The sequence below is a fragment of the Corallococcus sp. EGB genome (assembly GCF_019968905.1).
In the GTDB taxonomy this organism is placed as follows: Bacteria; Myxococcota; Myxococcia; order Myxococcales; family Myxococcaceae; genus Corallococcus.
Map to the genome: position 1 here is coordinate 4,881,000 of NZ_CP079946.1, position 21,288 is coordinate 4,902,287.

Annotated in this window: 16 protein-coding genes; 9 read left to right on the forward strand and 7 right to left on the reverse strand. The window is 70.7% G+C overall.

Features of this window, described 5'->3' with window-relative positions:
* Positions 1–190: 190 nt before the first annotated feature.
* On the forward strand, positions 191–481 hold the full coding sequence (locus KYK13_RS20300; RefSeq protein WP_223631706.1) for an ATP-dependent Clp protease proteolytic subunit: 291 nt from the start codon (positions 191–193) through the stop codon (positions 479–481).
* Positions 482–497: 16 nt separating this feature from the next.
* Complete coding sequence (locus KYK13_RS20305) at positions 498–1,364, forward strand: serine aminopeptidase domain-containing protein (RefSeq protein ID WP_223631708.1); 867 nt, start codon at positions 498–500, stop codon at positions 1,362–1,364.
* A 139-nt stretch (positions 1,365–1,503) separates the two neighbouring features.
* Here the strand turns inward: KYK13_RS20305 and KYK13_RS20310 are convergent, their stop codons facing one another.
* From KYK13_RS20310 to nhaA, 4 genes are all read right to left on the reverse strand, one after another.
* Positions 1,504–2,988: a hypothetical protein gene (locus KYK13_RS20310; protein WP_223631710.1), complete on the reverse strand. Its 1,485-nt coding sequence runs from the start codon at positions 2,986–2,988 to the stop codon at positions 1,504–1,506.
* Positions 2,988–3,446 (reverse strand): hypothetical protein, encoded by a 459-nt coding sequence (locus KYK13_RS20315; RefSeq protein WP_223631712.1) that lies wholly within the window; start codon positions 3,444–3,446, stop codon positions 2,988–2,990. The genes KYK13_RS20310 and KYK13_RS20315 overlap by 1 nt, the downstream gene beginning before the upstream one ends.
* Before the next feature lie 181 nt (positions 3,447–3,627).
* Positions 3,628–5,313 carry an AarF/ABC1/UbiB kinase family protein gene (locus KYK13_RS20320; RefSeq protein ID WP_223631714.1) on the reverse strand — a complete coding sequence of 562 codons (1,686 nt, stop codon included), beginning with the start codon at positions 5,311–5,313 and terminating at the stop codon, positions 3,628–3,630.
* Entirely contained in the window at positions 5,310–6,665 is a 1,356-nt protein-coding gene (gene nhaA, locus KYK13_RS20325; RefSeq protein ID WP_223631716.1) for a Na+/H+ antiporter NhaA, read from the reverse strand. The genes KYK13_RS20320 and nhaA overlap by 4 nt, the downstream gene beginning before the upstream one ends.
* Before the next feature lie 151 nt (positions 6,666–6,816).
* Here nhaA and mutS point away from each other — a divergent pair, with 151 nt between their 5' ends.
* The 5 genes from mutS to KYK13_RS20350 all read left to right on the forward strand — a co-directional run bounded on the left by mutS (position 6,817) and on the right by KYK13_RS20350 (position 16,981).
* A complete protein-coding gene (gene mutS, locus KYK13_RS20330) occupies positions 6,817–9,588 on the forward strand; it encodes a DNA mismatch repair protein MutS (protein WP_223631718.1) in 2,772 nt (923 codons plus the stop codon).
* Between the two features lie 168 nt (positions 9,589–9,756).
* A complete protein-coding gene (locus KYK13_RS20335) occupies positions 9,757–10,518 on the forward strand; it encodes a hypothetical protein (protein ID WP_223631720.1) in 762 nt (253 codons plus the stop codon).
* 212 nt (positions 10,519–10,730) lie between these two features.
* Positions 10,731–11,498, forward strand: a complete 768-nt coding sequence (locus KYK13_RS20340; protein ID WP_370645432.1) for a DUF3592 domain-containing protein — start codon at positions 10,731–10,733, stop codon at positions 11,496–11,498.
* An 84-nt stretch (positions 11,499–11,582) separates the two neighbouring features.
* Positions 11,583–13,385 (forward strand): N-acetylmuramoyl-L-alanine amidase, encoded by a 1,803-nt coding sequence (locus KYK13_RS20345; RefSeq protein ID WP_223631723.1) that lies wholly within the window; start codon positions 11,583–11,585, stop codon positions 13,383–13,385.
* 23 nt (positions 13,386–13,408) lie between these two features.
* Positions 13,409–16,981: a DEAD/DEAH box helicase gene (locus tag KYK13_RS20350; protein ID WP_223631726.1), complete on the forward strand. Its 3,573-nt coding sequence runs from the start codon at positions 13,409–13,411 to the stop codon at positions 16,979–16,981.
* A gap of 347 nt (positions 16,982–17,328) precedes the next feature.
* Here the strand turns inward: KYK13_RS20350 and thiD are convergent, their stop codons facing one another.
* From thiD to KYK13_RS20365, 3 genes are all read right to left on the reverse strand, one after another.
* A complete protein-coding gene (gene thiD, locus KYK13_RS20355; protein WP_223631728.1) occupies positions 17,329–18,138 on the reverse strand; it encodes a bifunctional hydroxymethylpyrimidine kinase/phosphomethylpyrimidine kinase in 810 nt (269 codons plus the stop codon).
* A 44-nt stretch (positions 18,139–18,182) separates the two neighbouring features.
* Positions 18,183–19,253, reverse strand: a complete 1,071-nt coding sequence (locus KYK13_RS20360; RefSeq protein WP_223631730.1) for a hypothetical protein — start codon at positions 19,251–19,253, stop codon at positions 18,183–18,185.
* 153 nt (positions 19,254–19,406) lie between these two features.
* Positions 19,407–20,099, reverse strand: a complete 693-nt coding sequence (locus tag KYK13_RS20365; RefSeq protein WP_370645433.1) for a TVP38/TMEM64 family protein — start codon at positions 20,097–20,099, stop codon at positions 19,407–19,409.
* Positions 20,100–20,463: 364 nt separating this feature from the next.
* Here KYK13_RS20365 and KYK13_RS20370 point away from each other — a divergent pair, with 364 nt between their 5' ends.
* Positions 20,464–20,904: a general stress protein gene (locus tag KYK13_RS20370; RefSeq protein WP_223631733.1), complete on the forward strand. Its 441-nt coding sequence runs from the start codon at positions 20,464–20,466 to the stop codon at positions 20,902–20,904.
* A gap of 39 nt (positions 20,905–20,943) precedes the next feature.
* A complete protein-coding gene (locus tag KYK13_RS20375; RefSeq protein WP_223631735.1) occupies positions 20,944–21,279 on the forward strand; it encodes a hypothetical protein in 336 nt (111 codons plus the stop codon).
* Positions 21,280–21,288 lie beyond the last annotated feature (9 nt).

The window sequence follows — 21,288 nt, forward strand, 5'->3', positions numbered from 1 at the left end:
GACGCTGGGACACGGGAGTCCTCCTGGAAGGGGAGGGAGTCTGTCACCAGCGCCGCACCTTCCGCACCGCGTATTCGGCCCCATGAATTTTACAGAGTGCTCGAAAGGGTTTCAGAGCGCTGGAGACAACGCATCGCCGCACCCTCCGGCTGATAGGCTGCGGCGCGGCGCTCACGGCCCGGAGAACGCAATGCCCTGGTGGAACCCCTTCCGGAGAACCGGCGCGAAGGCCGTGCGCGAGCCCCAGCCACTCGGGTCCGATACCACCGAGCTTCTCTACGCTCTGGGCGCGACGCCTGAGGCTGCCCCCGTCATCGAACGGATGCACCACACGTTCATCACGCGCCTGGCGCGCGCCACTGGTCGACCCGCGGAGCAGCTACGGCGGGATTGCGAGGCGGAGCGGACCCTGAGCGCCGAAGAGGCGGTGCGCTACGGGCTGGTGGATCAGCTCCTTGCCCCGGATGTCCTTACCTTCTGAGCACTCCGCGACGACCATGGCCCGAACAACGCCGCACCCGATTCGTTGCGCGGATGGCTTCGAATTGCAGGCCACGCTGCACACCCCGGATGAGCCCGTCCAGGGCGTGGTGCTGATGCATCCCGCCACGGCCATGCCAGAGCAAATGTATTTCGCGTTCGCGTCGCGGCTGACGGACGCCGGCTTCGCGGCGGTCACCTACAACTACCGCGGGGTGCATCCCCCGGGAGCCGCGCGGAGGACGCGGGCCGGGTTCACCACCTGGGTCGACCAGGACGTGAGCGCGGTGACGGACTGGGCCGCGGAGCGCTACGCCGGGCTGCCGGTGATGGCCGTGGGACACAGCTTCGGGGGGCACGCCATCGGGCTGAGCAGGAGCAGCCAGCGCCTCAGCGGCGCGGTGATGGTGGCGTCCCAGGCCGGGAGCCTGCGCTTCATCCGGCACTGGCGGGAGCGGCTGCTGGTCGCGATGTTCCTGAAGGTCCTCGGGCCGCTCTGTGCGCGGGTCCTGGGCTACATGCCCTATGTGCGGCTGGGGCTCGGTGAGGACGTGCCCGCCCAGACCATCCTGGAGTGGAGCCGCTGGACGTCCATGCCCCGCTTCTACTTCGACGATCCCCGGCTGAACGCCGTGGACCGCTTCAGCCAGCTGCGCATGCCGGTGCTGGCCATCGGGCTGGAGGATGACCCCTGGGGGCCTCCCGAAGCCATCGACCTCGTCTGTCAGCACCTGACGAATTGCACCGTGGAGCGCCGGCAGTTCTCCCCGGCGGACAGCGCCGGCCAGGGCATCGCCCACCTGGGGTTCTTCCGTGAGCACCATGCCACCACGCTCTGGCCCCAGGTGGTGGACTGGCTGCGCCGCCAGGCTCAGCGCTTCTGAAGCGCCGCGTCCGCGAGGGCGCGAGCGCGCGTGTTCGCGTCCTTCGTGGAGACTTCACCGTCTGCCGACTCGAAGCCCTTGGGTCCCTTCACGACCCACCGGTCCGTGTCATGCACGGACCGGCGGTGTCACGCGATTGCTAGTAGCGGAAGCCCAGCTGGAGCGACACGCCGGGATACTGATCCACGGCGCCACCGGCGACGTAGGGGTCGCCCGGCTCCGGGTTGAACTTGAAGAAGTACCGGCGCAGGTCCGCCTTCAGCCGCACGTCCACGATGCGGTTGAGCCGGTACGCCAGCATCGCGCTGCCCGTGACGGCGCCCGCGGACATGTTCGGGAACCACCCGTCCGAGGACAGCTCCCCGGAGTCCAGCGGGTGCTGGTAGCCGAGCCGGAAGTGGAAGTCGAACTTCTCCGACAGCGCCGCCCGCAGGCCCAGCGTCAGGCCCGCCGTCTTGTACTCCACGTTGGGCAGGTCCAACGGCCGCTCGCCGTCCACCGCGTCGACGCGGAACGTGTTCATCCCGTACGTGCCGGTGACCTCGAAGCCGTAGCGCTGCGCCTCGCCGAAGGGCATCACGTAGCGCAGGCCCGCAGTCCACTCGCGCGCCGTCGTGGGGTAGGAGACCTCCCCGGAGGCGCCCGTGGACTTCAGCCCGAAGGACTGATCAATGGAGCCCGTGATGCCCAGCCGCGCCAGCGCGCCGTGCTGGAAGGCCGCGAGCGGATAGACCGTCACGTCGCCCGCCACCTGGGGCGCGCCCGGCAGCGCCACGCCGCCCACGTCCTTGCCCAGGGTGTACGGCCGCATCACGCCGAACACGTCGTCCTTGTAGCGCAGCGAACGGCCCAACAGCTTGACGCCCACCGCGGCCTCCACGATGGGCGCGGAGGTGGCGCTGGAGCGCGAGACAGCCGGCTCCTCCTCCGTCACCGGCGCCTTCGTCTCCTTGGGCGTCGGGGCCACCGGCTTGCGGACGGGCTCCGCGACCGGCGCCTTCGCCGGGGGCGGCGCCTCCGCGATGGGCTTCGCGGGCGTCACCGTCGGCTCCGGCTCCACCGGCTTCGCGGGCTGCACGGGGGCCGGCGCGGCGGCCTCCGGCGCGTTGGACTTCTGGAGGCCGCGCTCCAGCGCCGTCCACTGGCGCTTCACCGCCACGGGCACCAGCTTCGCCGTGGCGGGCCTGGCGGCGGCGGGCGAGGCCAGCGCCTTGCCATCCCGGCCGTTGCGCACGGTGAGGCGCACCTGCGGCTTCTTGCCCGCGGTGGACGTGTCCGCCACCAGCACCGCGCTCAGGCCCAGCTCGCTCGCCACGGCGGCGGCGCCGGCGGGCTGCGTGGGGTCCACGCCCAGGCGAGACGCGGCCGAGCGCACCGCGGACTCCGGGACGACTTCGTAGCGGGCCGGACGGCGTTCGAGCTCCGCCTCCAGCGTGTCGCGCGCGGCGTCCGCGTGCGGACCGGAGGCGAGCACCGCCACGCGGCGCGCCTCCGTCACCCTGGCGGCCTTGGACTTCTTCGTCGCGGACGTCGACGCCTTCTTCGGCGCGGCGTACGCGGAGGGGGCGAACAGCAGGGCCGCGCCCAGCAGGGCCGCGGCGGAGGCGTATCGGGTGCGCGTCATCACGGGGTGCCCGGCTTTCCGGCGACGAGCCACTCGGTGAGGCAGGCCGTGTCCGCGGCGCTCAGCGCCCCGCCCTGCGGCATCCGCACGCCGCACTCCGGGTTCGCCGTCAGCTTCTTCAGGAAGAACGACTGGGACGGGTTGGCGCTGTCCGCCAGCGGCTTCGTGTTGCACGTCGCGTTGGTGGTGTAGAGCCGCCCGGGGAGGCCGGACGCCTGCAGGTCCAGGTTCGCGCCCGTGGCCTTGGTCTCCGTGGAGTGGCACGAATAGCACTGCGACTGGAGGATGCTGGACGCGGTGGTCCCCGGCGCGCAGGAGCTGGTGGTGCCCCCGGTGAAGCGTTCGGGGTCATCAAGTCCGCCAGCACAGCCGGCGGTGGTGGCGAGGAGCGCGGCCGCGACCAGCGTGGCCAGCGGGGCGCGGGACGGACGGCGGGCGTCGGATGGGTTCGCGAACAAGTCGAGCACGGGGGCAAGAGGGGAACGACAAGCCCCGCAGAATACCCGGCCCGCGCGCGACTGTGCACCCATCAACGGATCCGTTCGCGCTCGCGTGACACGCGCCCCCCAGCCCGCCTGCCTTCCCCGGGTGGGCCGGTGTCACACCCACCTCGCTCCGGAGCACCGGCGGGGTCCCTGGCTACCTGCGCTTCTTGAGGAAGCGCGACACCCGGACCTTCCCGAAGCGGCCGCCGAACAGGTACCAGGTGAGCACCGCGCCGAAGAGGGCCGCCGCCAGCGCGATGCCGACGATGCCCAGCACCGGCACGTTCCCGTACATGGGCGGCCGGGGCGCGAAGGCGATGAAGGCCCCCACGATGAAGCCGCACGCGCACAGGCCCAGGAACGCGATGACGGCCACGCTGCGCAGGTTCTCGTTGAGCTTGTCGAACTGCTCCGCGCGCACCGTGACGCTGAACTTGCCCGTCTCCAGGTCCATCAGGATCTGCGACAGCTGCGTGGGCAGGTCCTGCGCCATGGACTGGAAGCGCAAGAGCGTGCGCATCAGGCCGCCCTGCAGCTGCGTGGGGTCATACCGGCCCGCCATCAGCTCCTTCGCGTACGGCAGCGCGACCTCCAGGATGTTCAGCTCCGGGTAGAGCCCGCGCAGCATGCCTTCGGTGGAGATGGAGGCGCGCGACAGGAGCGCGTACTCCTTGGGGATGCGGATGCGGTACTTCACCGCCAGGTCCAGCAGGTCGCGCAGGAGCGTGCGCGCGTCCACCTGGCCCAGCGTGGTGGGCAGGTGCTGGCCGAGGATGGACTCGATGTCGTTGCGGAAGCCCATCAGGTTGGCGCGCGAGTCCGGCACGCCCACGCGGTAGAGGATGCGCGCCACGGAGTCGCTGTCCTTCAGCGCCACCGCCAGGCACAGCATCACCAGCGTCTCCTGCATGGGGCGGGTGAGCCGGCCCACCACGCCGAAGTCCAGCAGCGCCAGCCGGTTGCCCTCCATGAGGAGCACGTTGCCGGGGTGCGGGTCGCCGTGGAACAGGCCGTCCTCGAAGAGCTGGCGGAAGCTGGCGTCCAGGATGTGCTGGGCCACCTGCTTGCGGTCCGCCTCCGCCATGGCCGCGGGGTTGATCTTCTCCCCGCGGATGAACTCCATGGTGAGCACCGTGCGGCTGGAGAGCGCCGCGTGCACGCGCGGGATCTTCAGGTACGGGCGGTCCTTGTGGTTCTCCAGGAACGCGCGGAGGTTGGTGGCCTCGTGGAGGAAGTCCAGCTCCTCGTGGATGGCCCGGTCGAACTCGTCCACGATGCCGGAGGGCGTGTAGATGCCCGTCTCCTCCACCACGGCCTCCAGCAGGCGCGCCAGCGAGCGCAGCACGCCCAGGTCCGCGTCGATGCGCTGGGCGATGCCGGGGCGCTGCACCTTGATGACGACCTCCTCGCCCTCCAGCGTCACCGCGCGGTGCACCTGCGCGATGGACGCGGCGGCGAGCGGCTCCGGATCCACGTGGGCGAACAGCTCCTGCACGTCCTTGCCCAGGGCCTCGCGGATCTGCGCGTGGACGTCCTCCAGGGGGATGGCCTCCACGTGGTCCTGGAGCGTGGCCAGCTCGTCCACGAACTCGGCGGGCAGGAGGTCCGCGCGGGTGGAGAGCACCTGCCCCAGCTTGATGAACGTGGGGCCCAGCTCCGACAGGAAGAGGCGGAAGCGGCGCGCGGTGGACTCGCGGCGCGCCTCCTCGGAGACCTCCACCTTCTCCTTGCGGCCGCCGAGCAGGCGCCAGACGCCCGCGCGGTCGGTCACCTCACCGAAGCCGTGACGGGCGGCGATGAGGGCAATCTGCCGGATGCGGTTGAGGTCCTGGAGGTTCATGGCGAGGCTTGGGCGGCAGCCTGTGGCGGACGGGCCACGTAGCGCAAGAGGACGTAGCCCACGACCGCGGACAACAGCGAGCCCGTCAGGATGCCCAGCTTGGCCTCCGCCAGCAGGGCCGGCTGGTGCGCGAAGGACAGCCCGGCCACGAAGAGGGCCACCGTGAAGCCGATGCCGGCCACCACCGCCACCCCGTGCAGCTGCGCGACGCTGCCGCCCGAGGGCAGCGGGGACACGCCCGCCTTCACCGCCACCCAGGTGAACAGGAAGATGCCCAGCTGCTTGCCCACGAAGAGGCCCACGATGATGCCCAGGGGCAGGGGCTTGAGCAGATCCGAGAGCGAGATGCCGGACATGTCCACGCCGGAGTTGGCCAGCGCGAACAGCGGGACGATGCCGTAGGCCACGTAGCCGTGCCACAGGTGCACGAAGCGGTTGAGCGGCGGCTCGATGTCCTCCAGCGCCTCCTCGATGTGGAGCAGCTGCGCGCCGCGCGCGGCCTCGTCCTCTGGCTGGGACACCAGCCCCCGGATGTACTCCGCCAGCTCCTCCAGCACCTCGCGTCCCGGACGGGTGGGCAGCGCGGGGATGCAGAGGCCCAGCACCACGCCGGACAGCGTGGCGTGGATGCCGCCGTGGTGCATGGCATACCAGAGCGCCGCGCCCACGACGGCGTAGGCCAGGCCATTGCGCACGTAGAAGCGGTTGAGCCCCCAGAGTCCCACGACCAGGCCCGCGGCCACCACGAGCCACTCCACGTGCAGGCCCGTGCCGTAGAAGAGCGCGATGACGAGGATTCCGCCGATGTCGTCGAAGATGGCGAGCGCGGTGAGGAACACCACCAGCCCCTGGCTCACGCGCGCCTTCACCAGCGTGAGGCAGCCGATGGCGAACGCGATGTCGGTGGCCATGGGGATGGCCCAGCCGCCCTCCGCCGGGGTGCCCCGGGTGAAGAAGTAGTAGAGCCCGGCGGGGACCACCATGCCGCCCAGCGCGGCGATGAGCGGCAGCATCGCGCGGGAGAGGGTGCGCAGCTCGCCCGCGGACAGCTCGCGCTTGATCTCCATCCCCACGAGGAAGAAGAAGAGCGTCATCAGCCCGTCGTTGATGAACTCTCGGAAGGTGAACGGGCCGCCGTGGCCCACCACCTCCAGGCGCAGGGGCGCCTCGAAGACCGCGGCGTAGGTGGCGCCCCAGGGGGAGTTGGCCCACGCGAGCGCGGCCAGCGCGCAGAGCGCCAGGAGGATGCCGCTGCTGGCCTCCAGCCGGAAGAATGCCTGCACGGGGGCCAGGGCCACCTTGAACAAGGCGGGGACTGCTGGGCGGGTCGTCGTGTGGGGTTCGGTCGCCATGTCGCCAGGCAGCCTGCCGGGGGCCATGGGACCTGCAAACCGTTTTCGGACAGGGGCCCGCCGAAATGTCGGACGCCGATGGTAGGCATACGCGCCAGGTAGGGGCGCGGGTTCGTTGATCCGGGGGTGAGGCCGTGAGAGAAGGTCGGGGATGGCGGTGACGCAGCAGACGAAGACAGGCAAGGCGGCGGCCGTGGTGCTGCCCGAGGAAGAAGTGACTCCGGACGTCGGAACGGGTGAGGCCCCCGCGGGTGCGCGGGAGATCGCCTCCCTGACCCCGATGATGCGCCAGTACCTGGAGGTGAAGGCGCTCCATCCGGACACGGTGCTCTTCTTCCGGCTGGGTGACTTCTACGAGATGTTCTTCGAGGACGCGGTGAAGGCCTCGGAGCTGCTCCAGATCACCCTCACGGCGCGGGCCAAGGGCGCGGACAAGATTCCCATGTGCGGGGTGCCGTACCACTCCTCGCGCCGGTACATCGCGAAGCTGGTGGAGCACGGCCTCAAGGTCGCCATCTGCGAGCAGGTGACGGAGCCGGGCGCGGGGCCGGGCATCGTCCAGCGGGAGGTCACCCGGGTCATCACCCCCGGCATGATGCTGGACGACGAGGTGCTGGAGCCGCAGGCCAGCAACTTCCTCGCGGCCGTGTGCTGGAGCGAGGCGGGGTTCGGCGCGGCGCTGCTGGAGGCCTCCACCGGCGAGTTCTACACCTTCGAGGCGCAGAGCGTGTCGGAGCTGGTGGAGGGCCTGTCGCGCGTGGATCCGCGCGAGCTGCTGGTGCCGCAGGGCCTGCGCGACGCGCCGGAGGTGGCGCAGGTGTGCCAGCGCCTGTCGCGCGTGCCGGCGGTGGCGGAAGCCGAAGGGGCGGCCTTCGAGCACACGCGCGCGGCCGCGTTCCTCCGCTCGCACTTCAACGTGCAGTCGCTGTCCGCGTTCGGGCTGGACGGCTCGCCGCTGGCCACCGGGGCGGCGGGGGCGGCGCTGCGCTACCTCAAGGACACGCAGAAGACGCCCGCGGCGCACGTGGACCGGCTGTCGCGCCAGGAGCGCGCGGGGTGCCTCGTCATGGACGAGTCCTCGCGGGGCAACCTGGAGGTGCTCAAGAGCCTGCGCGACGGCGGGCGCAAGGGGTCGCTCCTGGGCGTGCTGGACAGGACGGCCACGGGGCTGGGGGCGCGGAAGCTGGCGCGCTGGCTGTCCGCGCCGCTGTGCTCGCTGCCGGAGATCGAAGCGCGGCTGGATGCCGTGGAGGAGCTGGCCGGCAAGAGCGTCTGGCGCGAGGAGCTGGTGGCCACGCTCAGGGAAGTGGGGGACCTGGAGCGGCTGTGCGGCCGGCTGTCATTGGGGGCGGGCAACGCCAGGGATCTGCGCGCGCTGGGGCTGTCGCTGACGCAGCTGCCGAAGCTGGGCGCGGCGCTCGCGCGGTGTGAAGCGTCGCTGCTCAGGTCGCTGGCCGGGCCGCTGGGCGCGCTGCCGGAGCTGGCGGACCTGCTGATGCGCGCGGTGACGGACGAGCCGCCGGTGATCATCCGCGAGGGCGGCTTCATCCGGCCGGGCTACCACTCGGAGCTGGACGACCTGGTGGCGCTGTCCACGTCCGGCAAGGACTACCTGCTCAAGCTGGAGCAGCGGGAGAAGGACCGCACGGGCATCTCCTCGCTGAAGATCCGCTACAACAAGGTGTTCGGTTACTACCTGGAGGTGACGAAGGCGAACCTCCACGCGGTGCCCAAGGACTACATCCGCAAGCAGACCACGGTGGGCGCGGAGCGCTTCGTCACCGAGGAGCTGAAGGAGTACGAGGAGAAGGTCCTCACGGCGGAGGAGCGCCGGGTGGTGCTGGAGCTCCAGCTGTTCGAGGAGCTGCGCACGAAGGTGATCGCGGCGGCGCCGGCCATCCGGTCGGCGGCGGAGGCGGTGGCCACGGCGGACGCGCTGGTGTCGTTCGCGCGGTGCGCGGCGGAGTACGGCTACACGCGGCCGCAGGTGGACGCGGGCGAGGGGCTGATCATCACCGGCGGGCGTCACCCGGTGGTGGAGCGGATGCTGGGCTCGGGCGAGTCCTTCGTCCCCAACGACGTGCGGTTGGATCCGGAGGACGCGCAGCTGTTGGTCATCACCGGCCCGAACATGGCGGGCAAGAGCACGGTGATGCGGCAGGTGGCGCTGACGGCGTTGATGGCGCAGGCGGGCTCGTTCGTGCCGGCGAAGGCGGCGCGCATCGGCCTGTGCGACCGCATCTTCACGCGCGTGGGCGCGGCGGACAACCTGGCGCGCGGGCAGTCCACGTTCATGGTGGAGATGACGGAGACGAGCCACATCCTCCACCACGCCACGAAGAAGAGCCTGGTCATCCTGGACGAGATTGGCCGGGGCACGTCCACGTTCGACGGGCTCTCCATCGCGTGGGCGGTGGCGGAGCACATCCACGACAAGGTGGGCGCGCGCGCGCTCTTCGCCACGCACTACCACGAGCTGGTGGACCTGGCGCGCGAGCGGCCCCGGGTGAAGAACCTGTGCATCGCGGTGAAGGAGCAGGGCGGGAAGGTCATCTTCCTGCGCAAGCTGATTCCTGGCGGGGCGAGCCGCTCCTATGGCATCGAGGTCGCGAAGCTTGCCGGGCTGCCGCCGGAGGTAGTGGCTCGCGCCCGCGAGCTGCTGCAGAACCTGGAGTCCGGCGAGTTGGACGACGCGGGGCGGCCTCGCGTGGCGGTGCGATCCACGAAGCGCGCGGCCCCGGTGAACGCCGGACAGTTGGGGTTGTTCGGAGGGGCGGCGCCGGCTCCGGCCGCGGTGGCGGCTCCGCCCGTGCCTCCCGCGCATGCGGAGGTGCTGGAAGCGCTCAGGGGCGCGTCCATCGACCGGATGACTCCGCTGGATGCGCTCAACCTGCTGGCGAAGTTGAAGCAGACGCTGGGGTGAGTCGGTGCGGCCTGGACTGGCGCTCCATTCGACGTCGCTCGCGACGGGTCGGGCGACGACCTCCTCATGACTCAGCGACCGGATCGTGGGTAGACAGACGCCTGGGGGCGGCTCCAGTTCAATGACAACTCCGTTGCCCTGGCCTCATGGAAGCATGAGGATGCCGCCATGAATCGTCATGGGATGGTGTTGCTGGGTCTGCTGGGCCTGCTGGGTTGCGGTTCGCCGGTCTCCGAGCAGCGGGCCCTGCTCCAAGCGGGGTATGCCCAGAACCATCGCGGCGGCGAGGCCTTCCAGGGCACGCGCTGGGGAATGACGCCCGACGAGGTGCGCGCGCTGCACCCGGAGGCCCAGCCCACGACACGGGGCGACCTCTTCATGCCCACCGAGCTGGCCGGACTGCAAGGCATGGTGCTCTTCGTCTTCACGGAGGGGCACCTGGGTAACGTGCTGGTGCGCTTCACGGAGACGTTCGACGTCCGCCAGGAGCACAAGGTGCTGGTGGACGCGATGGTGGCCAAGTACGGGCGGCCCCGCGGATACAGGACGCTGCTGAACGCGGACGCGAGCCACGCCAACCGGCGCAAGGTGGGGACGGACCTGTCCTGGCCACTCGCCTTCTTCACGGACACCCTCCCCCAGTCGCGCCCCGGACCCGGTGAGCCCAGCCCCACCGACGTGGTCGCCGTTCCGCCGGACGCGGTCGCTCGCGCCGACGGCTTCGTCCGCCGCCTCCACGCGCTCGTGACGGCCACCTGGCGCACGGAGGAGACCTCCGTCTACTTGATGGGCGGCGAGGGCCTGAACGAGGGCCGCAGCGAGCGGATGCTGACCCTCCACTACGAGGGACGCGACTTCGCCCAGGTCATCCGCGCCGACGTCTTCGAGGACATCGCCGCGCGACGCCGCGCCCAGGCGGACGCTTTCTGAGGTGCGCGCGGGGAGCGCCCGCGACAGCACCCGCTGGGCGTGCAGGTCCTCCTCGAACAAGTTCGCCAGCAACGCCCGCGCCTGCGCTCAACAAGGCCCTCATGCTCGGGTGAGCGCTTACTCCGCGGCCAGCGCCAGTTCAGGCGCCCACCGGCCGCCTCGGGTGCGAATGCAGCGTGAGCACCGGTCGTGAAGTAGGCTTCGCCCCCGCCATGCAGCTCGCCATTCCCCATGCTCCGCGCCGCGTCCGACTTGCCCAGGTGCCCGGGGCGGTGATGCGCCTGGCGCGCGGCGTGGTGCTGGGCCTGGCACTCATCGCCGTGCTGGGCCTGGGCGCCAGCCATGTCGGCCGCTACTTCGTGGAGGAGCAGCGCTTCACCGCCAGCGCGGAGCTGGTGGACGCCGTGGTGGGCGCGAGCCACGCGCCTCCTCCCCATGAACGCGAGGACGCGGAGGGCACGCTGGACGTCCTCTACACGTTCGCGAACGAGGAACACTCCGTGTCGGGCGTGCGCACGGCCGCGGAGTTCGCGGCGGGGCTGGGCCATGGGGCCCGGGTGCAACTGCTGGTGGATCCGTCCCAGCCGGGGCGTCCCCGCGAGGCGACCTACGCTCGGGCCCGGGCGGCGCGGGTGGGGCTGCTGCCCTGGGGCCTGGGCCTGGGCGCGCTGGTGGCGCTGGGCGGCTTCGCGTGGGAGGTGCGGCGGCTGTGGCGCCGGGAGGTGGTGCCCCTTCGCCTGGGCGCGCTGGTGTGGCTCACCCCGGATGAGGGCTTCCTGCCGGAAGGGAAGGGCGAGGCCGTCTTCCCCGCACACTTCTTCCGCCAGGACGTGAAGCACTCCGTGCGGGCGCGCTGCCGCCCCCAGCGGGCCCCGGTCCGCAACGGAGGCAAGGTGCTGGCGGCCGTGGTTCCCTCCGAGCCGGGGTGGTGCCGCGTCATCGACGAGGAGCTGGCGCGGACGCTGGGCTGGGTGCGCTGACGGACGGGCAGGTGGGGTTGAAAAGTTGCTGGCCCCCGGAGGCCGTGTGACACACGCCTGTAGCTGCAACGTCCGGAGGCTTCCATGCGCGTTCGCTTCGCCCACTTCGTGCTGCCCGTGCTGCTCCTCACGGCCCCGAGCGCCGTCGGGGCCGCCAAGCGCAACGAAGCGGAGGAGGCGTACCAGCAGGCCCGCCGCGCCTACTACGCGCTGAAGGACGACGCGGCCCGCCGCAAGCTGCGCCACCACTGGCTCAACGTGGTGCACCGCTTCGAGTCCGTCGCCACGCGCTTCCCCAAGAGCGAGCGCGCCCCCGATGCCCTCTTCACCGCGGGCGACCTCCTCCAGGAGCTGAGCCGCATCTCCTTCGTGGACGAGGACCTCCAGGCCGCCATCGCGGACTACTCGAAGCTCGTGGAGGCGCACCCGAAGCACCGGCTCGCGGATGACGCGGCGCTGGCGCTGGCGCGCATCCACGTCAACCGCCTGGACAAGCCGGAGGCGGCCCGGAAGATCCTCAACGACTCGTTGGCCACGAACCCCAAGGGGGACCAGGCCAAGGAGCTCAAGTCGCTGCTGGCGTCGCTGCCTCCGCCCAGCAAGACCCCGCCCACGAAGCCCTCCGTGAAGCCGCTGCCTCCGGTGGTGAAGTCCACGCCGGACACCGCTGTCGCCGCGGCGCCCAGCTCGCCGCTCGTGGATGCGATCACCCGGCTCGCGCGCGAGCCGTCCCCCGTGCTGCCTCGCCTGGATCCGAACGTGCCGGTCTCCGGCGCTGACACCTCCGCGAAGAACGCGGCGGCCACCATCGTGGACGCGCCCACCGTTGCAGACCGGGCCGTGGACATGAAGGACTCCGCGAAGACCGACACGAAGGCCCCGGAGGCGGTGGCGTCCTCGCATGGGACGTCGCAGCCCTCGAAGCCGGAGGCCCGCGTGGAGGTCCCGGCCGTGGCGTCGAAGGCCCCAGCGTCGCCGGTGGTGGACAGCGCCCCGGTGGCGCCGAAGCCGGAGATGAAGCCCGCTCAGCCCGAGGCCCTGGCGTCGAAGGCGCCTCGCGCGGTGCCGGTGTCACCTGCTCCGGAGGCGCCCCGCCCGGTGACGGCGCCAGTGGACGCGCAGGTCGCGCAGGCCCGCCTCAAGGCGGTGGCGAAGCAGTCCCGCCACGCGGAGCTGACGCTGGCGGAGCAGCTGGGGCTGAAGGTGCGTCGCGTGGTCATCGACGCGGGCCACGGCGGCCATGACTCCGGCGCCATCGGCAAGGCGGGGACGAAGGAGAAGGACGTGGCGCTGGCCATCTCCAAGAAGGTCGCGGACGGCCTGCGGGAGAAGGGCCTGGAGGTGGTGCTCACCCGCGACGACGACACCTTCATCCGCCTGGAGGACCGCGCGAAGCTGGCCAACGAGGCGCACGGCGACCTGTTCATCTCGGTGCACTGCAACTCGGCGGCGACGCACAAGCTGCGCGGCATCGAGACGTACACGCTCAACACGTCCGCGGACCGCTACTCCATCCGCCTGGCGGCTCGCGAGAACGCGTCCTCCGAGAAGGGCATCAGCGACCTCCAGTTCATCCTCGCGGACCTGGCCACCAAGGCGAACACCGAGGAGTCCTCGCGGCTGGCGAACGCCGTGCAGCACAGCCTGGTGACGGGCCTGTCCAGCCAGTACGACGGCATCAAGGACCTGGGCCACAAGGAGGCGCTGTTCTACGTGCTCCTGGGCGCGAAGATGCCCGCCATCCTGGTGGAGACGTCCTTCCTGTCCCACGCGGAGGACGAGAAGCGCCTGGCGTCCGAGCGCTACCAGGACGAGGTGGCGAAGAACATCGTGCTCGGAGTGGAAGAGTTCCTCGGTGATCGCCGCCGCGTGGCCAAGGTAGACTGACGCTTCCGTCGTCAGTCGTCCCCATGGCCGAGCAGTCTCCCCCGTCCAGCCCCAAGCCCGCGCAGGACCCTCACGCGCCCCCGTTCCAGACGGAGGCGGACCTGCGCGCGTGGCTCAGGGCGGAAGGCCTGGAGCACCTGTCGCGCCTGAGCCTGGCGCTGCTCACGCCGCGTGTGGAGGCCGCGTACCTGCCGCAGGTGCGCGCGGTGATCTCCCGCCGCCGGCTGGTGGAGCTGCTCGCCCAGGACACGCTCGACCGCTGGACCGCGGAGATGCTGCCCACGCCGCGCATGCGCGACCTGCTGCCCAGGCTCGCCTGGCGCCACGTGGAGGATGAGCGGCAGGGCGCCATCGAGGCCCGCGCCTCCGTCGCGGAAAGGCTCGCGCCCCCGGCAGACAAGCGCACGCACGCGGTCCACGGGATGTTGATGGCGTGGCGAACCCGGGTGCCCCCGAGCATCGCGCCGCGTCCGGCGCGCGCGCTGTCGCTGGAGGCGCTGGTGGAGGAGTCCGACCTGCCGGGCTTCCGCCTCAAGGAGACGCGCATCTCCGAGCTGCCGGTGTCGCCGCCGGGTTCCGGCTTCATCCTCCCGGAGGCGCGGCTGACGTTCAGTCCGTCCGAGGTGACGGTGGACTGCTCGTGCGGCGCCACGTTCTGCGTGCACCAGCTGGCGGCGGTGGACACGACGCTGCTCTGGCTGCGGCAGCGCTGGACGGAAGCCTTCGGGGAGACGCTGGAGGAGCTGGTGCGGCCCGCGTGGGCCCGGACGCTGCGCGCGCTGGAGCGGGCGGTGGAGGAGAGCCCGGGCGGCGGCGGAGGCGTGGAGCTCGCCTGGCGGCTGGACGTCATCGACGGGTACGGCGTGGAGGTCACGCCCTACGTGCACCGGCGCACGAAGAAGGGCCAACGCACGACGGGCGCGAAGGTCGGCCGGCGCAAGCTGCTCCAGGAGTACGGCTCGCAGCTCAGCCCCTCGGACTCGCGCATCGCCGCGCTGCTCACGGATCATCCGGCCCCCGCGTCGCGCGCGCTGCTGTTCGAGCTGATCAACCACCCGCGCCTGTCGCTGGAAGGCACGCAGGACCTCCCCGTCCGCATCGAGCGCGCCAAGGTGGGCATCGTCGCCGAGGACCGGGGCGGCACCGTGCTCGTGAATGCGGGCGTGGATGGCACCGTGCTGCCCACGCCGTTGCTGGAGCGCGTGCGCAAGGCCAGGCCGGAGGACGCGGTGTTCCTCTGGGACGAAGGCGCGCACGTGCTCACGGTGCTGGACGTGAGCCCGGAGGTGCGCGCGATGGCCACCGTGCTCCAGCGGCACGGCAACGCGTTCCCTCCAGAGAGTCACGGGGCGCTGCTGGAGCACCTGTCGAAGCTCTCCGTGCGGCTGCCGGTGGCCATGCCTCGCAGCGTGATGGGCGAATCCATCTCGCCGCAGCAGTTGCCCGTCCTCCGGCTGGAGGGACAACCCGGCGGCGCGGTGCGGCTGGAGCTGCGGCTGCGTGCGCTGCCGGACGGCCCGGCGTACCTGCCCGGAGAGGGGCCTCGCGACGTGCACGTGCGGCGCGACACGCGGTCCTTCCACGCGGTGCGCGACTTCGGGCGCGAGCTGACGGCGGCCACGGCGCTCCAGGCCCGCTTGCCGTTGCAGACGGCGGAGCCGCAGGAGCTGCCGTTCTGCTTCCTCTTCCACAGCGCACAGGGCGGGCTGGCGGTGCTGGCCGCGTGCGCGGAGATGGAGCCCCGGCCGGAGCTGGAGTGGGTGGGCGCGTCCATGCGGCTCGTGCCGAAGCGGGGCGCGGGGGACCTGAAGGTCGTGCTGGAGCGCAAGCGCGAGTGGTTCGGCGTGCTCGGCGGACTGTCCGTGGAGGGCGAGCGGGTGGAGCTGGCGCGCCTGCTGGACGCGGCCCGGCGCAAGGAGCGCTTCGTCCAGGTGGACGCGCGCACCTGGGTGGAGATTGAAACAGCGCTGCGCGAGCACCTGGAGCGGCTCGCGGATCACGCGTACCTGTCGCGCCACGGACTGGAGGTGGGCCCCTCCGCGGCGGAGGCCCTGGCGGGACTGGGCACCGCGGGCGCGATCATCGACGCGGACGCATCCTGGAAGTCGCTGGTCGAGCGCATCTTCGCGGCGAAGGAGCTGAAGCCCCGGGTGCCCGCGACGCTCAAGACGGAGCTGCGCGACTACCAGCTGGAGGGCTTCCGCTGGCTCACACGGCTGGCATCGTGGAACGCGGGTGGGGTGCTCGCGGACGACATGGGCCTGGGCAAGACGGTGCAGGCCCTGGCCGTGCTGCTGGAGCGCGCGAAGCACGGGCCCGCGCTGGTGCTGGCGCCCACGTCGGTGGCCTTCAACTGGCGGGATGAAGCCAGGCGCTTCGCGCCGTCGCTCAAGGTGACGATCTTCTCCGACGCGGAGGACCGGGGCAGCACGCTGGAGCGGCTGGGGCCTCGCGACGTGCTGGTGCTCAGCTACGGCCTGCTCGTGCGCGACATCGAACGGCTGGCCGCGTTGCGCTTCTCCACCATCGTCTTCGACGAGGCCCAGTCGCTGAAGAACGCGGCCACGCAGCGCTTCCGCGCGGCGAGGGCGCTCCAAGGCGACTTCAAGTTCGCGCTGTCCGGCACGCCGCTGGAGAACCACCTGGGCGAGCTGTGGGCGCTCTTCGCCGTCGTCTTCCCGGGCCTGCTGGGCAGCCTGGAGGCGTTCCGTAACCGCTTCGCCGCGCCCATTGAGAAGCAGGTGGACCCGACGGCCGCTCCCGCGCTGGCCCGGGTCCTCCAGCCGTTCCTCCTGCGCCGCACCAAGGCGCAGGTGGAGGCGCAGCTGCCGCCCCGCACGGACGTGCACGTGCCGGTCGTCCTGTCCCCGCCGGAGTGGACGCTCTACGAAGACGCGCGCCTGGCGGCCCTGTCCGACCTGGAGACGCGCAAGTCGAAGATGAAGGACCAGGAGCGCCGCATCGAGGTGCTCGCGGCGCTCACGCGGCTGCGGCTGCTCGCGTCGCACCCCCGGCTGTACGACGAGTCCTCCAAGCTGGAGTCCTCCAAGCTGGAGCGCTTCCTGGAGCTCATCCAGGAGCTGCGCGAGGAGGGCCACCGTGCACTGGTGTTCAGCCAGTTCACGTCGCACCTGGCGCTGGTCCGCGAAGTCCTGGACGCGCAGGGCATCGCCTACGAGTACCTGGACGGCTCGACCCCCGCCGGAGCCCGCGCGGACCGCGTGCGCGCCTTCCAGGAGGGCGACGCGCCCCTGTTCCTGATCTCCCTCAAGGCGGGCGGCTTCGGTCTCAACCTCACGGCCGCCACCACCGTCATCCACCTGGACCCGTGGTGGAACCCCGCCGTGGAGGATCAGGCCTCCGATCGCGCCCACCGCATCGGCCAGCAGCGCCCCGTCACGGTCTACCGGCTGGTGGCGCGCGGGACGATCGAGGAGCAGATGCTGTCGCTCCACGAGCAGAAGCGGGCCCTGGTGGCGGGCGTCCTGGAGGGCAAGGACGCCGCCGCCCGCCTGTCCACCCAGGAGCTGCTGGGATTGCTCGCACAGCGCCTGCCGGGCATCGATGGCCTGGGCTCAGACGCCACCAGGCACTGAACAGTCCTTCCGTGGTTTTTTCGGGACCTTTCGTGCGCCTGGACAGGCACTGAACAGACTTTTAGCCATTTTTCAGTGGCTTGCAGCCTGAACGGTCGAGCAGTCCTGGGGTTCTGATCGGCCATGCCTACATGAAATAATGATCAGGTGGGGAAGGCGCGCCGTTGGCCCGACGACACCTGATGCTGACGCCTACATCCACACATCCGCGTGGACAAACCATGCCCACATGCACTTGTTTTCAGCGAGTGGAAACAGACCCAATGAAACATGTATCAAATAAATACATGTTTCAGTCCTTAATCGAAATGCAAATGATTGCAGAAGGCAGAATTCGTGTCTGTGTTTTAATTGTGCGTCAGCGGGAAGAAGTGTCCGATCGGGCCGTTCCCATGGCCCACGGCGAGCGGGTAGCGCAGGGCGGACGTCACGTACTCCTTCGCCAGCCGCGCGGCCTCCAGCGGCGGAGTGCCCAGCGCGAGCCGCGCGGCGATGGCCGCGGACAGCGTGCAGCCGGTGCCGTGCGTGTTCGGCGTGTCCACGGGCGCCACGGAGAGCGTCTCCATCCGCGTCCCGTCGAACCACACGTCCGTGCCTCGCAGCGCGCCCGGCATGCCTCCGCCCTTCACGAGCACCACGCGGGCGCCCAGGGCGTGGATGCGCCGGGCCGCCTCGCGCATGTCCTCCAGCGTCTCGATGTCCATGCTCGCGAGCAGCTTCGCCTCGTGACGGTTGGGCGTGAGGAGCGCGGCCAGGGGCAGCATGCGCGCTCGCAGCGCCTCCACCGCCGCGTCGTCGATGAGCCTGGAGCCCGCGCGGGACACCATGACCGGGTCCACCACGATGGGCCCCAGCGACACGCGGGAGAGCTGATCCGCCACGGCCTCGATGAGCTCGCGCTGGGCCAGCATGCCCACCTTGACCGCGTCCACGCGCATGTCCGACGCCACGGCGTCCACCTGCGCGACAACGGACTCGGGGGGCAGCAGGTCCACGCGGGTGACGCCTCGCGTGTTCTGCGCGGTGATGGCCGTCACGGCGCTGGTGCCGTGTACGCGGTGAAAGGAGAAGGTGCGGAGGTCGGCCTGGATGCCCGCGCCACCGCCGCTGTCCGAGCCGGCGATGGTGAGGGCGGTTGCGACAGGGAAGGGCTTCATGGGCGCGGCATCCTAGCCGCGCCCCGGCGCATGCGACCCTGGAACTAGAACTGGTTCTTCCGGGCCTGGTCGAAGTCCACGCGGTGCTTCAGGTAGAGCGTGTCCAGCATGTGGTTGCTGATGGGGTTCAGGTTGCCGTCGGTGAAGCGGTGCACCACCGCGCCCTTGCCCGCGTCCTTCAGGAAGGCCAGCGGATCCACGTCGCCGCCCAGGCCCGTGAGCGTGGGCACCGGGTCCGCGTTGTTGACGTAGTGCACGTACTGCGGGCCGTCCGGGTACTTCGTGGACGCCGCGCCGAAGGTCTCCACCTGCAGGTGGCTCAGCTTCGCCTCCACCTGCGCCGGGGACAGCCCGTCCTCCACCCGCAGCCGCTTCGCCACGTCATTCAGCGCTCTCGCGGTGATGAGCCCGCCCTGGCTGTAGCCCACCAGGTGCACGTCGCGGCCGGCCTTCAGCTCCGAGTAGAGCGTGTCCGCCAGCGTGTCCACGGCCGGGTTCCGGCCCTTGTCCAGCTTGTCCGTCACGCACTGGGCCAGGTCCTTCACCAGGCCCTCGGTGGCGTTGTGGATGCCCACCACCTTCGCGCCGGAGCTGTTCGCCAGCGCCTGCATCTCGTTCAGCTGGCCCTCCGTCGGCGTCATGATGCCGTTGACGTAGAGGATCGTCTTGTCCGGGTTCGGGTTGTTCTTCGGCGTCACGCCCGGCACGTCCCCCAGCTTCGTCGTGGACGGCAGCACCTTGCCGCCCGCGCCCACGAACATGCCGTCCTGCGCGCGGTCCGGCTTCGCGCCGCCAAAGAGGCTGGTGATCTCCCTCACCGTGGTGGCATTGAAGACGTCCGCGCCCATCTCCAGGAAGCGCGGGATGTCCTTGATGCCACCCACCGCCGCGTCGATGAGGCCGCCCAGCAGGTTCTTCTGCTGCGCCGGCGCGGCCTGCGTGGCGCCCGTCAGCTTCGCCGCGGACGTGTTGGCCGCGCGCGACGGCGACGACTCGAAGGCGGACTTCTGGAACGCGGGCTGATGCGGCGCCTGCTTCTTCGCGAGCGGCTCCGTGGCGGCCTTCGGGGTGGAGGACGGCACGGCGAGGGAGCGGGTGCGGTCGATCGTGCTCATGGGAACCTCCAAACACCGGGGGAGAAGTGTGTTTGGGTAGGTTATCCGCACCTTCCCGGGGAAGTTGCGTCCCTCCGCGTCAGGGCCCCGAGGTCCACGCCCCGTGCATGATGCGTCTGGTCAATTCCAGACACGGGGCATGGCTTCAGCGCCTCACGGCGTGGTGAACGCCTCCTTCGCGCCGGGCAGGTCTCGCGCGGGCTCCGCCTCGGGCGCGGGGACTTCCGCGTGCGCCTCGTTGACCTCCTTGTAGAAGCGGCGGCCGAAGACGACGCCCAGCACCAGCGACACGATCATGCCCGCCGCGGACACCGCGGTCATCATCGTGCGGCCCTGCGCCAGCCCACTGCCGAACTGCGCGGTGAGGAAGGTGCCCGGGATGGTGCCCAGCACCACGCCCAGCACGGAGGGCCAGAAGCGCGCGCCGCTCGCCGCGCCGGCGATCAGCATGATGTCCGTGGGACACAAGGGATTGAGGCAGGCCAGGAAGGCGAAATGGAAGTCATGCCGCCGCGCCGCCCGGGAGATGGCGGAGTACTTGCTGCCGCACACGCGCTGCATCGGCCGGGTGCCCAGCTTGCGAGCAATGAAGAAGAGCAGGGTGGCGGACAGCAAGCTGCCCGTTAGTGAATAGAGCGTCGCGGCGAGGGTTCCGAACATCATCCCGCCCACCGCGGTGAGGACCTGGCCCGGCAGGAGGGTCAGCGGCCGCACGGCCAGGAAGGCCACGTATGCCAGAGGTGCGTAGTCGCCCAGGGGGAGCAACACCTCCCGGATGGTGCGCTGATCGATGAAGTCCGGCCCCAACAGCCGGAGCATCACCAGCCCGCCAATGGAGACGACCATGGGCGCCAGGATGCGCAACCAGGTCTTCAATCCGTTGCTGCTCGCCAAGGAAGCCTCCCCCATCGCCCGCGAACCCAGATGTCAGGCGTTGCGCACAAGGTGGGAACCGAGCAGGGAATCGGCAACGTGGGCTGAATTGTTGTGAACAGCGAGAGCGTCCTGCCGGGCAATCACCCGTCCCGTCCGGATGCCCAGCAGGCCCGACAAGCGCGCGAAATCCTTGGGGATTATGCATGCAATGTCTGAAGAGAACGGCTGGCGGTGTACGGAGCTTGCTTGCATCGGGGCGCTTCCGTCCCAAGGTTTCAGGCAAGGGACACCAAGGCGCGGACGGGGTCGGGCAGTCACGAGAGGAGACACGGACATGACGGACAAGGACAACAAGGGCAGCATGACGGTGGCGGAGGCCGGGCGTAAGGGCGGCGAGACCGTCCGCAACGAGCGCGGTCGCGAGTTCTACGAGACCATTGGCCGCAAGGGCGGAGCGACCGTGAAGGCCGAGCGCGGACGCTCGTTCTACGAGGAGATCGGCCGCAAGGGCGGTGAGACCGTCAAGGCCGAGCGCGGCGCCAAGTTCTACGAGGAGATCGGCAAGAAGGGCGGCGATCGCGTCAAGGCCACCCGGGGTCCGAACTTCTATGAGGAGATCGGCCGCAAGGGCGGGCAGAAGGTCAAGAAGCTGATTGAAGAGGGCAAGCGCGCCGCTCGCGCCGCCATGGAGGGCCAGGCCGGGAATGCCTCCCCGTCCGAGGGCACCCCCGCCCCGGCTTCGGACGAGTCCACGCAGCCCGGAGGCAACGAGTAACGGGGGACAGGATGCGCGGTCTTCCGGTATGACGGCCGCGTGTACCTGGTCATCACGTTCCTCGAGCAGGTGGAGACGACCGAGCGGGCGATCCGCCGGCTCCGGGAGTTCGGCATTCCGGAACCGCTGGTCATCCGAGCGCGCAGCGCTGCCGCGGCCCTGTCCGCGGAGGTCCCGGTGTTCGCTGGCTTGCGCAGCCTCGCCCTGGGCGCGGACGAAGATCGCATCGTGCTCGTGAGCGTGCTGCCCGCCCTTCCGCAGGAGGAGATGGACCGCATCCTCCAGCGCGTGCAGTTGGAGATGGACGCGGATGACCCGCCGATGGGCCGCCTGGTGGCCCTGCCCGTCATGGCGGCGCCCACGCACCGGCGTTGATGACGCGCG

Bases quoted from the DNA above. Each gene is read 5' to 3' on its own strand.
- KYK13_RS20300 (WP_223631706.1), top strand. From the start codon at position 191: ATGCCCTGGTGGAACCCCTTCCGGAGAACCGGCGCGAAGGCCGTGCGC.
- KYK13_RS20305 (WP_223631708.1), top strand. From the start codon at position 498: ATGGCCCGAACAACGCCGCACCCGATTCGTTGCGCGGATGGCTTCGAA.
- KYK13_RS20310 (WP_223631710.1), bottom strand. From the start codon at position 2,988: ATGACGCGCACCCGATACGCCTCCGCCGCGGCCCTGCTGGGCGCGGCC.
- KYK13_RS20320 (WP_223631714.1), bottom strand. From the start codon at position 5,313: ATGAACCTCCAGGACCTCAACCGCATCCGGCAGATTGCCCTCATCGCC.
- nhaA (WP_223631716.1), bottom strand. From the start codon at position 6,665: ATGGCGACCGAACCCCACACGACGACCCGCCCAGCAGTCCCCGCCTTG.
- mutS (WP_223631718.1), top strand. From the start codon at position 6,817: ATGGCGGTGACGCAGCAGACGAAGACAGGCAAGGCGGCGGCCGTGGTG.
- KYK13_RS20335 (WP_223631720.1), top strand. From the start codon at position 9,757: ATGAATCGTCATGGGATGGTGTTGCTGGGTCTGCTGGGCCTGCTGGGT.
- KYK13_RS20340 (WP_370645432.1), top strand. From the start codon at position 10,731: ATGCAGCTCGCCATTCCCCATGCTCCGCGCCGCGTCCGACTTGCCCAG.
- KYK13_RS20345 (WP_223631723.1), top strand. From the start codon at position 11,583: ATGCGCGTTCGCTTCGCCCACTTCGTGCTGCCCGTGCTGCTCCTCACG.
- KYK13_RS20350 (WP_223631726.1), top strand. From the start codon at position 13,409: ATGGCCGAGCAGTCTCCCCCGTCCAGCCCCAAGCCCGCGCAGGACCCT.
- thiD (WP_223631728.1), bottom strand. From the start codon at position 18,138: ATGAAGCCCTTCCCTGTCGCAACCGCCCTCACCATCGCCGGCTCGGAC.
- KYK13_RS20360 (WP_223631730.1), bottom strand. From the start codon at position 19,253: ATGAGCACGATCGACCGCACCCGCTCCCTCGCCGTGCCGTCCTCCACC.
- KYK13_RS20365 (WP_370645433.1), bottom strand. From the start codon at position 20,099: ATGGTCGTCTCCATTGGCGGGCTGGTGATGCTCCGGCTGTTGGGGCCG.
- KYK13_RS20370 (WP_223631733.1), top strand. From the start codon at position 20,464: ATGACGGACAAGGACAACAAGGGCAGCATGACGGTGGCGGAGGCCGGG.